This window comes from Neobacillus sp. DZ-9 (assembly GCF_059587065.1).
Window position 1 is genome coordinate 470,917 of sequence record NZ_JCAIOL010000002.1, and the last position, 13,191, is coordinate 484,107.

Here is a 13,191-nt window from a genome sequence, read left to right on the forward strand (position 1 = left end):
ATTTTGGCAAGTATTGCCGTTTGTCCAGGAAGTTTTGATCCAATTACATATGGCCATTTAGATATTATTCGCAGAGGGGCAAAGGTTTTTGATAAGGTTTATGTAGTAGTATTAAATAACATAGCAAAACATCCGCTATTTACTGTTAAGGAACGGATTGAGCTAATCCGTGAAGTTACAAAGGATATACCAAACGTACAAGTAGAAGAATTTTCGGGATTACTCATAGACTATGCAAAAAACGTAAATGCAAACGCCATTCTTCGCGGTTTACGTGCGGTTTCAGACTTTGAATATGAGATGCAAATAACCTCGATGAACCGGGTATTGAATGAGGATATTGAAACCTTTTTTGTTATGACGAACAACCAATATTCTTTCTTAAGCTCGAGTATTGTGAAAGAGGTTGCCAAATATAATGGCAAGATTACCGAGCTGGTCCCGCCAATCGTTGAAAAAGAATTGCACAAAAAATTTAATGCTTAACTACATTAAAAGAGCTGGGCTTTTGCCTAGCTCTTATTTATTAATTTTTCTTTAATCTGAAAAATAATAGCAAAACATATAATAGAAGGGAAAAGATAGTAATTAAAGGTCCAATTTCTATTAAATGATGGTAAAAATGATTCGTCCATGTACCTTCACCGAAGAAAGCTACTGGTAAAGCGTTAGAGGGCTGCTCGTTATTTGTAAAACGGATATAGATCGGTTTCCATAAAAGAAGTGCAAACATACTTGCGAATACTCCTTGAAGGATTCTAGCCAAAAAAAATGGTTTAAATCTGATATCGGTTTGAGCAAGAATACTGGCAACCTGTGCCTGTACACTAAAACCGCTAAAAGCAAGAATAAAGCTAGTTATCATTGCCTTTTGCAGTAATGTTGACTCATGAACAAGGCTAGTGAGCTGACTTCCTAAAGTGATTTCAAATAATCCTGAGATAAACGGGATGCTTAGCATTTCCGGGAAAGACACTGAGGAAAGAAGAAGCTCAACCGTTTTTGCCAGTGCCGCAGTAATATGTAAATGATAAAGCAGTTTATTGACCACGGAAAATAATATAATAAAGCCACCCACCATTAAAAGGGTTTGAATGGACGAATTGACGGCATCACCAAGAAGTTTACCAATGGGCCGATTATCCTTTAACCTTGTTTGATGCAGGGCGGAAAGAGCTGATCTTATTTTAGAGCTATTCCGTTTCTTCGCTTCCTCCTCAGGTGTTTCATTTCCGTAAAAGCGCATGATAAGCCCTACGCAAATATTTCCTAAATAATGAGCGAGTGCTAGTAGAATTCCCAAATGGGTATTATGAAAAAATCCGATTGAAACGGCTCCAAAGATAAATAATGGATTAGATGAATTTGTAAAACTAACTAGTCTTTCTGCTTCAATTTGTGTTAACTGCCCTTCCTGGCGTAACCTTGCCGTAAATTTTGCCCCGGCAGGAAAGCCTGAGGCCATTCCCATTGCCCAGACAAAACCGCCAACACCTGGTACCTTAAAAAGCGGTCTCATCAGGGGTTCCAGCAGCACTCCAATAAATTTAACAACGCCAAAACCAATCAACATTTCAGAAACAATAAAAAAGGGTAAAAGGGAAGGAAAGACAATTTCCCACCACATATTTAGCCCGCGAATGGAAGCGTCAAAGGATTCTTGTGGGAAAGAAATAAGTGAAGCCGCTAATATAGTAACTGAAACAGATAAAAAGACTGTTTTAAGTTTCGAACGAAACAATGGTATGGTCCTCCTTCCCTGAGTTTGTTTATGCTCATACTGTCCAATCCAGGATTTGAATGATAAAATAGGAATAATTCCTTCATAAATGCCTTGTCCCATATAACACAAATATACTCATAGAACGCTAATTTAGACCATAAGATTGAACGAGTTTCAATTTTTAAGGCCATTGAAATTATTCATTTTTTTTATATAGGAGGTACGGATATGGAGCACCCGAAAATAGGCTTGGCACTGGGTTCAGGTGGTGCGCGTGGGTTTGCTCATTTAGGCGTCATTATGGCATTAAAAGAGGCTGGCATTCCCATTCATTTGATTGCAGGCAGCAGTATGGGTGCTCTTGTCGCCAGTTTTTATGGGGCTGGAATTGACCTGGACCGTTTATTTAAATTATCAACCGCATTTAAGCGGAAATATTTTTTAGATTTTACCGTCCCGAAAATGGGATTAATCTCTGGAAAGAAAGTAAAGGAATTTATCAGGCTTTTTACTCATGGAAAAAATATTGAGGAATTATCGATACCGATTGGTATTGTTGCAACTGATTTATTAACTGGTGAAAAAGTTGTTTTCAAGCAGGGAGCTGTCGCTGAAGCAGTAAGAGCCAGCATTTCTATTCCGGGAATCTTCGTCCCAGAAAAATATAATGGAAGAATCTTTGTCGATGGGGGAGTTTCTGACCGTGTTCCGGTTTCTGTAGCTAAAGAAATGGGGGCAGATATTGTCATTGCTGTCGATGTTTCAAGAGTAAAGCGTAACGCTGAAATAACCTCTATTTATGATGTAATCATGCAAAGTATTGATATTATGCAGGCTGAAATTGTCAACAGCCGAGAGATTGCTGCGACGATTATGATTCGCCCGCCCGTCGAAATTTACAGCTCCCGCGCATTTACCAACATCGAAGAGATAATTAAAATGGGAGAAGAAGAAACAAAAAAGCATCTGCACCAAATTAAAACTGAAATTGAACAATGGAAGGGGTGAATTTAGCTTGCGTAAAAAAATATATTTTGGATCGTTCTTATTGCTTATTTTTATATTAATTGGTGGTATGTATTATTCATTACCTTATTATGTTTCAAAGCCTGGGATGGCTAAAGAACTTGCTCCAATTATATCGGTTGATAATGGTTATAAGGATGAAGGAAACTTCATGCTTACTACGGTTAGGATGGGCAGGGCTAATATTTACTCTTATTTAGAGGCAAGAATCAGAAAGTATGAAGAAATTTACCCTGTGGATTTGATTTTAAACAAAAAAGAAACTGAAGATGAATATAATGCCAGACAGCTTCATTTAATGGCTGGTTCGAAATTGAATGCCATTGAAGTGGCATACCGTAAAGCTAAATTACCAGTACAATATAAATATAAAGGGATTTATGTCATGCAAGTCATGCCAGGTATGCCTGCTGAAGGAAAATTACAGGCTGGAGACCGGATATTTAAGGTGGATGGGCACGAGTTTTCATCTTCGGAAAAATTTATTGATTATGTGGGTAAAAAAGTTGCTGGGGAAGAGATTACCGTAACCTTTTTAAGAAACAAAGAAACGAAAACAGCTAAGGTGGGTCTGCAGCCATTTAAAGAGGACCCGAAAAAAATAGGCATCGGAATTTCTCTTGTGGATGATAAAGAAATTAAGGTCAATCCAAATGTAAAGGTAAGAACAGACGAAATTGGCGGTCCATCTGCAGGACTGATGTTTTCATTGGAAATATATAACCAGTTAACGAAAGAAGATTTAACCAAAGGGTACCAAATAGCAGGAACAGGGACAATTGATGTTGATGGAACTGTTGGCCCAATCGGTGGTATTGAACAAAAAATTGTTGCTGCTGACAAGGCTGGTGCTGAAATCTTTTTAGCTCCGAATGAAAAAGGAGCTAAAGATTCTAATTATAAAGCGGCAGTAAAAACAGCGCGAGATATCCATACCAAAATGAAAATAGTTCCAATAGATACATTTGATCAAGCTGTTGATTATTTAGAAAAGCTTCCGGAAAAGTAAAAAAGATGGTGAAAACCATCTTTTTTATTTTACGCCATATTAAAGGGCATTGTTGAATTTAAACTAGCTTGATTGGGGCGCTAATCAATAGCCTATTTAATGTAGATTGGCGTTTTTTTAAATTCTTCATGGAACAGCTCACTTTTATTGAAATCAGGAATCACCATGGAGTAAATACGGGCTGCTTTAATATCATTAATTATGTTTTTATCTTTATAGGAAGATAGTTTAGAAACAAGGGGAAGGCTGAACTGTTTTTTCTTCCTATTTAAATATTCTTTTCCTGTTTCCGTCATGCCTAAGAGCCTTAAATATTGTGCTCTATCTGATAGTCCAGCGATTTCTGCCTTTTTTGTATTGGTTAAAATATGGACGCAAAGCCTTTGAAGTCTTGTCCATGTATAACGCTTAGTTTTTATTTTTTGCATAAATTCATGGAAACTATTGGATTCGATCGCTGCAGAAATCAGTCGGTTTTCAAGCCCTTCTTCTACCTCATATATTTCTTTTAGCTGTTCAGGGGTAACTTGAATAAGCTGAAATTGCAGATAGCTCCAGTAATTCTCCCATTGATGAAACATGCGATATTTTTGAAAATAGTCGATTAACAGCTGTTTTGTGGGTAATGGAACATATTGACTGATATCCGCCTTACGGTCTTCTTCTGAAAAAATCGCCTTTCTTATACTCGTTGCACTGGCAATCGTTTCAGAAGCAAAATGTTCGTCATGATAGTCGGCATTTTTTCGAGTAACAGTTAACGGTCTAATTGAACTTTTTTGATTATGAATCGCTTTTATGTATTGAAATCCGAGAATATTATTTGGTTTTGCCAAATCTAAATAACTTTCAGAATCTGATAAATGCCCAAATGCCATTGCTAAAGCCTTTGGATAACTGACACCAGTATTGATAAAACGTTTTATATTTTCATCAAAAATCTTTTGATTTTCTTCAAGGAAATCAACTGTTTGATGAAATAACGTAATATCTCCGCTTTCACTTCCAAAGCATAGCGACTCACAGCCAGTTGCATCCAAAATAGAAACTGCACCGTTTGCAAAGGTTTCAGCCTTTTGTACGGCAAATCGGTAAGGTAGTTCAAAAACGAGATCTACCCCATTTAAGAGAGCCATTTGTGTTCGGTGCCATTTTGATACGAGAGCAGGTTCTCCTCTTTGTAAAAAATCCCCGCTCATAACGGCAACCACCACATCCGCATCTGAAGCTTCCTTAGCAGCCTGTAAATGAAAGGCATGCCCATTATGGAAAGGATTATACTCGACAATTAAGCCAACAGCTTTCATCTGATTCCACCTAAATTCTTGGCTGTGTTAAAAGTTATTATGGTTTTGAAATACTGTTGATTGGAGCGAGGAGGCTCCCCGGACCACCCGCGCCTGGAGCGCAAATTAACAGCGAAGTTTAACACAGCTAAATTCTTAATAATAAATTTATTATCATTATAGCAAAATTATAAGGAAACCAATCAAATATTATGATAAGATGGTGAAGACGTTTGTAAAAAGCAGTAATGGATACACTAGTAAGGATAAATTCTTATTAGTAAAAATCACCTAATAAGGTGTAAAGAAAAAACATTGACAAAAATATTATCGAAGGCTATAATTACCTTTGTTGCCTTGGGGTGATTCATTTGAAATGGACATTAAGTCAGTTACAAAAATATCGAAACAAGGATTTTCTGATTGATGAAATTATTCGGGTAGATGAGATTAAAGAAACAGATCCATCCATTCGAGAGGTCTCACCGATGCATATTACTGGTCGGGGGGATATTGATTCAACGAAAGTGACCTTTCATTTAAAAATAGATGGTTACTTAATCCTTCCTTGTTCTCGTACTTTAGTGGATGTAAAACTCCCTATTAATGTCGAAACAACTGAAACGTTCCTCTTGCAAGGATCAGAATATGAAACCGAAGAGGAATCACATCAAGTAAAGGGTGATATGATTGATATAAAACCAATCATTCGCGAAATCCTGATACTTGAGGTTCCAATGCAGGTTTTCTGTGATGATGTCGATAGTGATGAAGCTGCCCCGCAATCCGGTAAGGATTGGGAAGTTATTCACGAAGAAGATCAGACGAAAAAGATTGATCCGAGACTAGCAGGGCTTGCCAAGTTTTTTGACGAAAACAATTCTTCCGATTCATAATCGGCAAATCTAAGAAGCAAAGTGAAGAACCAGCATTCCTGGCCTTCATTACTTTCTTATTACTCTTTAAGGAGGTGGGAAGAATGGCTGTACCTTTTAGAAGAACTTCTAAAACTGCAAAAAGAAAGCGTCGTACTCATTTTAAATTAAACGTACCTGGTATGGTAGCTTGCCCTAACTGTGGTGAAATGAAACTTGCTCACCGCGTATGTAAAGCTTGCGGAACATACAAAGGAAAAGACGTAGTTAACGACTAATTACAACTTCGATAAAAAGCACAAGGAGCGCACATGCCCTTGTGCTTTTGTCATTTCAGGCTTACCTACAAAGAAGGGATGTTGTAGATGTCATACATAATTGAAAAACAGGAAAAGGGTTATTTAGTATTTACCATTACAAGAAATGAAAAAAGAAATGCCATAAATTATGAAGTAATGGACGGGTTGGTTGAAGCAATAAAAAAATCCATGCAGGGGGATATAAAGGCATTAGTTATCACTGGTGATGGTGAACGTGCTTTTTGTTCTGGAGGGGATTTATCGGTCTTTCATTCCCTTCATACCAAGGAAGAAGCCTATCCAATGCTTTCTAAAATGTCCAATATTCTCTATTCATTATTATGTTTGCCGATTCCGACAGTCGCTTTAATGAATGGGTCCTCTGTAGGTGGTGGTATGGAGCTTGCAACAGCCTGTGATTTTCGCTTGGCACGTAAAGGGGTTAAAGCAGGGTTTGTTCAAGGGAAGCAGGCCATCACCACCGGTTGGGGTGGAGGAACTATACTTGCGGAAAAGCTTCCAGCCTCATTTGCCATGAAATTATTAATGGAGGCAGAGCTCCAAACAGCAGAATATCTTAACGATCGTGGTTTTATAGATGCGCTTTTTGAAAATGATCCGCTAGTGGCTTGTGAAGGCTTCCTAGATAAGCTATTATCCAACGAAGGGAATGTATTACAATCGTATAAAAGAGTATGGACTAGGAAGTGGGAGGAAACTAATCTTCGAGAGAGAATAGAGGAAGAAGTTAAAAATTGTGCCTTACTATGGGAAAGTGATGCTCACCTTGAATATGTACAAAAATTTTTAAGGAAAAAATAATAAATAAAGAATAAAACACCACTCTTGTTAAGTCTATCTTTTCTAGTAGATGCATATGTATTATAAAAACACTAGGAGGGATTCTGATGTCACCAACTCGACAAGATGCGTGGTCTCAGGACGAGGATTTGCTGCTCGCAGAAGTGGTGTTAAGACATATTCGTGAAGGCGGTACACAGCTGCAAGCGTTTGAAGAGGTAGGAAAACAGCTTACAAGGACCTCAGCAGCCTGTGGTTTCCGCTGGAATTCGTATGTTCGAAAGCAATATAAAACTGGTATTGAACTTGCGAAGAAACAGAGAAAAGAATTGAAAAAACAAGCTGTCGAAAGTGAAGGTACGCCAATTCAGGATCTCGATCTAGTCGAAAGCGTATCATCAGCGCATAGTAACGAACAAGAAAGTCCGATTACCTTTTCAGCAGTGATTCATTTCTTAGAGGGACTCCATAATAAAGTGGAGCAGTCATCCTCTATAGAAGAGGATAGAAACAAATCTATTGAAAAAATCAAAGAGTTGGAAAAGAAAACTTATTATTTGGCTGCGGAAAATGAAAGACTGTCAAAAAATTTAAAGGCAATTGAAGAGGACTACCGTTCTTTAATTGAAATTATGGAAAGAGCTCGTAAAATGGTTGTATTACAGGATGAGGACCGGCAGCAAAAAGTGAAATTTCAAATGGACAAAAACGGTAATCTAGAAAGAATTGAAAAATAGAGAAAGCGGACTATACGTCCGCTTTTATTAATGTTGTGCTTCTACGCCTTCCGGGTACCAAACTAATGGATTTTCTCCGCGGTCACGTTCCATATCGTATTCTACATTTTTGAAGTTCATTTTTTCCCAAAATCCGCTTGATTTTACTCTTGGATTCGTTTTAATTGGCAAACCGAAGCTTTTGGCAAACTCAACTAAAAGTTTTCCATAGCCTTTACTTTGATAATCAGGTAAGACCTCTAGTTTCCATAATTCTAAATAATTCTGGGGCGGATAGAAATAGCGGTCAAATTTAGCATCAATTTGATATAAGCTCATTCGGGCTACTAGTTTGTCCCCATAATATACACCGTAAAATGGTGAGTCACTATCATTATCAACCATATTCGCTTCAAGGTCTTCAAACATGGATAACTCTTGAATCCCATACTCTTTAAATTTTTTAAACTCTTCTAGCGTTTTAAAATTAACTTTTAGTCTTACCACTTTTGCTGCCATCGTCGTACCTCCTAAAATGATAACCTTCTATTTCGTATACATTCAATATTAACTGAATACACAAAGGGAAATAATTTTTGCATTTTTCAAATGAGTCAATTTCATTATATAACAAAAATCAAAAAAATTCTTCTAAGAAACATAAGAAACCGTTTTCATAATTTGCAGGAAAAACAGAGAATGATGTAGAAATTTAATAACTGGAGGAAGAATAGGGGTATGAAAGGGGAAAAAATGTGCGAAAAATATTAATTGCTAATAGGGGAGAAATTGCACTTCGCATTATTAAAACCTGCCATGAGATGGGCATTGAAACAATAGCAATCTATTCCGATGCCGATAAAGAAATGCCTTTCGTAAAAGCGGCAACTAAAGCAGTATGCGTTGGAGAACCTCCTGTCAACAAATCCTATTTACAGGCTGATAAAATATTAGAAATCGCGAAATGTGAAAAAGTAGATGCAATTCATCCTGGTTATGGTTTTTTGTCTGAAAATGCCAAATTTGCTGAACAGGCAATCAATGAAGGAATTATTTTTATTGGACCTAAGTCAAAGACGATCGAATTAATGGGTGATAAAATTGTTTCCCGTCAAACGATGGAGAAGGCAGGTGTTCCTGTCGTCCCTGGAAGCAGTTTTGGTCTTAAGACGGTTGAGGAAGCATGTAAACTTGCTGCTGAAATTGGCTACCCTGTTATGCTTAAAGCCAGCGGAGGCGGCGGCGGAATAGGCATGGTGATGTGTGAAAATGAGCAAGCGCTCATTAGGTCCTATGATTCGACAAAATCAAGGGCAATGGCCTATTTTGGTTCAGAAGAAGTATTTATCGAAAAATATATTGCAGAGAGCCGCCATGTCGAGGTACAAGTGTTTGGCGACCAGACTGGGAACATTGTTCATCTCTTTGAAAGGGATTGCTCGATTCAAAGAAGGCACCAAAAGGTTGTTGAAGAGTCACCATCGCCATTCCTTTCAAACGAGGTTCGTAATAAAATGTTTGAAACAGCTGTAAAAGCTGCTCGGGCTGTAGACTATGTAAATGCGGGTACGATTGAATTCATTGTTGATGAGCAGGAAAATTTCTACTTCCTTGAAATGAACACTCGTCTGCAGGTAGAGCATCCAGTTACCGAAATGATCACAGGACTTGATTTAGTTAAATGGCAAATTCTCGTCGCTAGAGGTGAGATTTTGCCGCTAATGCAAACTGAAATTAATTCGTCAGGAAATGCAATTGAATTCCGATTGTATGCTGAAGATCCCGTGCGCTTTTTACCGTCACCAGGGAAAATTACTACTTTAAACTGGAATGAAACAGAAGATGTGAGGATCGATTCAGGTTATGAGGAAGGCGGTACGGTAACCCCATTTTACGATCCTATGATTGCAAAATGTATTTTCCGTGGAGACACCCGTCAAGAAGCATTAGCTTCAGCGGAAAACTTTTTTAAAAACATACAAATTGAAGGGATTAAAACGAATGCCCCTTTATTCTTAAATATTCTCGCAAATGAAGATTTTCAAAATGGTTCTTATACCACAAGCTTTTTAACAAAAAAATTAGTCAAATAAGGAGTGTTAGAGAATGAAAGAAATCACAGCATCAATGGCAGGTACAGTATTAAATGTTTTTGTCGCTTCAGGAGATCAAGTTATTTCCGGCCAGGAGGTATTAATGCTTGAATCGATGAAAATGGAAATCCCAATTGAGAGCGAATCAGCTGGTACAGTTCATGAGTTAAAGGTAAATATCGGTGACTTTGTAAATGAAGGCGACGTTTTAATCGTCCTTGAATAGGGTTCTAAGGGGGAGCTTAAATGGCAACAACGAATACGTTAAATGAGCAATTAAATGAAAATCGAAAAAAAATTGAAGCTGGCGGCCATCCAAAATATCATGAGAAGGCCAAAGAGCAAAAAAAGCTTTTTGTCCGCGACCGCTTGGCCTTATTGTTTGATGACGGAAAGTATGAAGAGGATGGGAAGTTCGCTAATTTTAAAGCAGGAGATCTTCCAGCAGATGGTGTTGTTACAGCGATCGGAAAAATTCATGGTCAGACTGTTTGTGTTATGGCGAATGATTCTACCATCAAGGCAGGTTCTTGGGGAGCGCGTACAGTAGAAAAAATTATTCGTATTCAAGAAACAGCTGAAAAATTGAAAGTTCCACTATTCTATCTCGTTGATTCCGCTGGGGCGAGAATCACCGATCAATTAGAAATGTTCCCCAACCGCCGCGGAGCTGGGAGGATTTTTTATAATCAAGTTAAGCTTTCCGGGATGATTCCTCAGGTTTGTATTTTGTTTGGGCCATCTGCTGCGGGTGGAGCATATATTCCGGCCTTTTGCGATATCGTCATCATGGTCGATCAAAATGCTTCAATGTACCTTGGATCACCTAGAATGGCGGAAAAAGTCATTGGGGAAAAGGTTACACTTGAGGAAATGGGCGGAGCCCGGATGCACTGTTCTGTAAGCGGCTGCGGTGATGTCCTGGCTTATAGTGAAGAAGAAGCGATTGAATCTGCCAAGAAATACATCAGCTATTTTCCGGCAAGCTTCAAAGAAAAATCAAAATTGGTGAATGGAACTGAAGCGAAGGAAGGCCGTGAACTTGAAGCGATTATTCCAGAAAACCAAAATGCCCCGTTTGATATGTACGAGTGTATTGATAGACTAGTTGATAATGCTAGTTTTTATGAGATTAAAAAGTTATTTGCACCTGAGCTTATAACTGGATTAGCTAGAATTGATGGAAGAGCTGTCGGTATTATTGCCAATCAGCCGAAGGTGAAGGGCGGCGTTCTATTTGTCGATTCTGCGGATAAGGCGGCAAAATTCATCCAGCTTTGCGATGCTTTTCATATTCCACTATTGTTCCTTGCAGATGTACCTGGATTCATGATTGGCACAAAAGTAGAACGTGCAGGGATTATCCGCCATGGCGCTAAATTGATTGCTGCAATGAGCTCTGCCACAGTTCCAAAGATCTCAGTCATTGTTCGTAAGGCTTATGGAGCAGGTCTTTATGCGATGGCGGGCCCGGCTTTTGAACCAGATTGCTGCATCGCTTTGCCAACAGCACAAATTGCCGTCATGGGGCCTGAAGCAGCCGTTAATGCTGTTTACTCAAATAAGATTAATGAAATTGCTGATCCAAAAGAAAGAATCGCTTACGTCCAAGAGAAACACAAAGAATATAAAGAGCATATTGATATCTATAAGCTTGCTTCCGAGTTGATAGTCGATGAAATCGTGGCGCCGTCAGAATTAAGAGATGTTCTGATTCAACGCTTTGCTTACTATGAAACAAAAGAATTAACCTTTAGTGTACGGAAGCATCCTGTTTACCCTGTATAAAAAATAAACCCCTTTTCTATTAAAGTCGAAAAGGGGTTTATTTTTTTATGTTCTGTTAAAGGATTTTTGTTTTTGTGCCCCTGTTGATTGGAGCGAAGCGCCTGGAGAGCAAATCAACAGCCAAGTTAATATCGCCAATTTTTTTGAAAATGCTACTAACAGACATTCATCAGTATCTGATAAAATTGGATAAAGAAGATAAAAAGAGGGATTCTTATGAAAATTGGAATTATAGGTGCGGGATCAATTGGATTGTTATTTGCTGCTTCCTTAAACAAAAGTTTTGAGGTGAAAATTTACACAAGAACAGCCGAGCAAGCATTTGAGATAAACAAATTTGGTATTGAAGTTCAAAAAGGATTTGAACGAAAGGTGTCTTTCGTTCCGGCCTTTCCTATAGATGAATGGAGCGGATTAGAGGATTTTACCATTATTACTGTGAAACAATATCAACTTCCTGAGCTTATTTTGAAAGTTCATCAATTACCTGAAATTCCTAAAAACCTTTTATTCCTTCAAAATGGAATGGGGCATTTAAAGCTGCTTGATCAAGTTCGTGCTCATAATATTTTTGTCGGTTCTATTGAGCATGGAGCCTTAAGAGAAAATTCACATACTGTCACACATAATGGTGACGGTGTAACAAATGTTGCTGTATACAACGGGGATTCAGAACCATTACGTTTATTAATAGAGACTGCCCCAGAGGATTTTCCGCTAGTCATGAAGGGAAATTACCACGATATGCTCTTAAAAAAATTAATTGTAAACGTAGTGGTCAATCCCTTAACAGCCATCTTGCGAGTCAAAAACGGAGAATTAATTCAAAATCATTTTTTTTATATGACATTGAAAAACCTTTTTACAGAAGTCACATCTATTTTGAATATAGAAAAACAAGAACAATATTTCGAACAAATCATTAATATTTGTAAGAATACCGCCAATAATCGTTCCTCGATGCTAAAAGATATGGAAGACGGCAGGCCGACAGAGATTGATGCCATTCTAGGGTATTTATTAGAGGAAGCGAAAAGACAAAATAAGACGGCCCCACAAGTAGAGATTTTATATTATTTGATTAAAGGGAAAGAATTGAAAAAAGGAGAGTGTTAATTTGAGCAGCATCATTTCAACAATATTAACCCTTTTCATTACTCTGCCGTTTTTAGGTTTTTTGCTCACTTTTTTAATTTTTAAATTGGTGACAAAAAACACGCGGAAATCAGTACAAAAGGCATTAGATTATACAACCATTTTATTCATCTTTTCAGTCCATTTTTTAATCATAACAATCTGGGGAAAATCACTGTTTTGGTTAATAATACTGTTAATGATAGTCATTGCGATGATGTTTGTTCTTGTTCATTGGAAAGTAAAGGAAGAAATTATCATCAAAAAAGTAATGAAGGGTTTTTGGCGTTTTAATTTTATTTTATTTTTCTTATTTTATATCAGCTTAACATTATATGGGCTAATTTATCGTGCCTTGTCTTTTACTTTTTCTACCTAAAGATGGAGCAAATATTTTTTTTTATTATGGTGGGAAGTGGTATACTCGTAAAAGAATGAATT

The 13,191-nt window shown here is 37.7% G+C and carries 15 protein-coding genes; 12 read left to right on the top strand and 3 right to left on the bottom strand.

Annotated elements, in window-relative coordinates:
• Positions 1–3: 3 nt before the first annotated feature.
• Positions 4–486 (top strand): pantetheine-phosphate adenylyltransferase, encoded by a 483-nt coding sequence (coaD, locus tag AC59HZ_RS06890; RefSeq protein ID WP_430069009.1) that lies wholly within the window; start codon positions 4–6, stop codon positions 484–486.
• A gap of 40 nt (positions 487–526) precedes the next feature.
• Here the strand turns inward: coaD and ylbJ are convergent, their stop codons facing one another.
• Positions 527–1,741 (bottom strand): sporulation integral membrane protein YlbJ, encoded by a 1,215-nt coding sequence (gene ylbJ, locus AC59HZ_RS06895; RefSeq protein ID WP_496545099.1) that lies wholly within the window; start codon positions 1,739–1,741, stop codon positions 527–529.
• A 210-nt stretch (positions 1,742–1,951) separates the two neighbouring features.
• Here ylbJ and AC59HZ_RS06900 point away from each other — a divergent pair, with 210 nt between their 5' ends.
• On the top strand, positions 1,952–2,731 hold the full coding sequence (locus AC59HZ_RS06900; protein WP_496545100.1) for a patatin-like phospholipase family protein: 780 nt from the start codon (positions 1,952–1,954) through the stop codon (positions 2,729–2,731).
• Positions 2,732–2,738: 7 nt separating this feature from the next.
• The gene (locus AC59HZ_RS06905) at positions 2,739–3,758 is read left to right on the top strand and encodes a SepM family pheromone-processing serine protease (protein WP_496545101.1); all 1,020 of its coding nucleotides are present in this window, start codon (positions 2,739–2,741) and stop codon (positions 3,756–3,758) included.
• Between the two features lie 92 nt (positions 3,759–3,850).
• Here the strand turns inward: AC59HZ_RS06905 and AC59HZ_RS06910 are convergent, their stop codons facing one another.
• Complete coding sequence (locus AC59HZ_RS06910; protein WP_496545102.1) at positions 3,851–5,065, bottom strand: nucleotidyltransferase; 1,215 nt, start codon at positions 5,063–5,065, stop codon at positions 3,851–3,853.
• A gap of 350 nt (positions 5,066–5,415) precedes the next feature.
• On the opposite strand from AC59HZ_RS06910, the gene AC59HZ_RS06915 reads away from it, so the two are divergent.
• The 4 genes from AC59HZ_RS06915 to AC59HZ_RS06930 all read left to right on the top strand — a co-directional run bounded on the left by AC59HZ_RS06915 (position 5,416) and on the right by AC59HZ_RS06930 (position 7,756).
• Positions 5,416–5,940, top strand: coding sequence for a YceD family protein (locus AC59HZ_RS06915; RefSeq protein ID WP_496545103.1), 525 nt, complete (start codon positions 5,416–5,418; stop codon positions 5,938–5,940).
• Positions 5,941–6,023: 83 nt separating this feature from the next.
• On the top strand, positions 6,024–6,197 hold the full coding sequence (rpmF, locus tag AC59HZ_RS06920; protein WP_066318102.1) for a 50S ribosomal protein L32: 174 nt from the start codon (positions 6,024–6,026) through the stop codon (positions 6,195–6,197).
• Between the two features lie 87 nt (positions 6,198–6,284).
• Positions 6,285–7,040: an enoyl-CoA hydratase/isomerase family protein gene (locus AC59HZ_RS06925; RefSeq protein ID WP_496545104.1), complete on the top strand. Its 756-nt coding sequence runs from the start codon at positions 6,285–6,287 to the stop codon at positions 7,038–7,040.
• A gap of 86 nt (positions 7,041–7,126) precedes the next feature.
• Positions 7,127–7,756, top strand: coding sequence for an RsfA family transcriptional regulator (locus AC59HZ_RS06930; protein ID WP_496545105.1), 630 nt, complete (start codon positions 7,127–7,129; stop codon positions 7,754–7,756).
• A 27-nt stretch (positions 7,757–7,783) separates the two neighbouring features.
• Here the strand turns inward: AC59HZ_RS06930 and AC59HZ_RS06935 are convergent, their stop codons facing one another.
• Positions 7,784–8,254: an N-acetyltransferase gene (locus AC59HZ_RS06935; RefSeq protein ID WP_496545106.1), complete on the bottom strand. Its 471-nt coding sequence runs from the start codon at positions 8,252–8,254 to the stop codon at positions 7,784–7,786.
• A 236-nt stretch (positions 8,255–8,490) separates the two neighbouring features.
• On the opposite strand from AC59HZ_RS06935, the gene AC59HZ_RS06940 reads away from it, so the two are divergent.
• The 5 genes from AC59HZ_RS06940 (at position 8,491) to AC59HZ_RS06960 (ending at position 13,129) form a co-directional block, all read left to right on the top strand.
• Positions 8,491–9,828 carry an acetyl-CoA carboxylase biotin carboxylase subunit gene (locus AC59HZ_RS06940; RefSeq protein WP_496545107.1) on the top strand — a complete coding sequence of 446 codons (1,338 nt, stop codon included), beginning with the start codon at positions 8,491–8,493 and terminating at the stop codon, positions 9,826–9,828.
• A 13-nt stretch (positions 9,829–9,841) separates the two neighbouring features.
• Complete coding sequence (locus AC59HZ_RS06945) at positions 9,842–10,054, top strand: acetyl-CoA carboxylase biotin carboxyl carrier protein subunit (protein WP_496545108.1); 213 nt, start codon at positions 9,842–9,844, stop codon at positions 10,052–10,054.
• A 20-nt stretch (positions 10,055–10,074) separates the two neighbouring features.
• Positions 10,075–11,616 carry an acyl-CoA carboxylase subunit beta gene (locus AC59HZ_RS06950; protein ID WP_496545109.1) on the top strand — a complete coding sequence of 514 codons (1,542 nt, stop codon included), beginning with the start codon at positions 10,075–10,077 and terminating at the stop codon, positions 11,614–11,616.
• A gap of 216 nt (positions 11,617–11,832) precedes the next feature.
• Positions 11,833–12,732, top strand: a complete 900-nt coding sequence (locus tag AC59HZ_RS06955; RefSeq protein ID WP_496545110.1) for a 2-dehydropantoate 2-reductase — start codon at positions 11,833–11,835, stop codon at positions 12,730–12,732.
• Between the two features lies 1 nt (position 12,733).
• Positions 12,734–13,129: a DUF3397 domain-containing protein gene (locus tag AC59HZ_RS06960; RefSeq protein ID WP_496545111.1), complete on the top strand. Its 396-nt coding sequence runs from the start codon at positions 12,734–12,736 to the stop codon at positions 13,127–13,129.
• The last annotated feature ends 62 nt before the right edge of the window (positions 13,130–13,191 follow it).

Excerpts from the sequence above, each read along its gene's own strand:
- AC59HZ_RS06945 (WP_496545108.1), top strand. The coding sequence starts at position 9,842 with ATGAAAGAAATCACAGCATCAATGGCAGGTACAGTATTAAATGTTTTT.
- AC59HZ_RS06950 (WP_496545109.1), top strand. The coding sequence starts at position 10,075 with ATGGCAACAACGAATACGTTAAATGAGCAATTAAATGAAAATCGAAAA.
- AC59HZ_RS06930 (WP_496545105.1), top strand. The coding sequence starts at position 7,127 with ATGTCACCAACTCGACAAGATGCGTGGTCTCAGGACGAGGATTTGCTG.
- AC59HZ_RS06955 (WP_496545110.1), top strand. The coding sequence starts at position 11,833 with ATGAAAATTGGAATTATAGGTGCGGGATCAATTGGATTGTTATTTGCT.
- rpmF (WP_066318102.1), top strand. The coding sequence starts at position 6,024 with ATGGCTGTACCTTTTAGAAGAACTTCTAAAACTGCAAAAAGAAAGCGT.
- AC59HZ_RS06925 (WP_496545104.1), top strand. The coding sequence starts at position 6,285 with ATGTCATACATAATTGAAAAACAGGAAAAGGGTTATTTAGTATTTACC.
- AC59HZ_RS06900 (WP_496545100.1), top strand. The coding sequence starts at position 1,952 with ATGGAGCACCCGAAAATAGGCTTGGCACTGGGTTCAGGTGGTGCGCGT.
- AC59HZ_RS06935 (WP_496545106.1), bottom strand. The coding sequence starts at position 8,254 with ATGGCAGCAAAAGTGGTAAGACTAAAAGTTAATTTTAAAACGCTAGAA.
- AC59HZ_RS06910 (WP_496545102.1), bottom strand. The coding sequence starts at position 5,065 with ATGAAAGCTGTTGGCTTAATTGTCGAGTATAATCCTTTCCATAATGGG.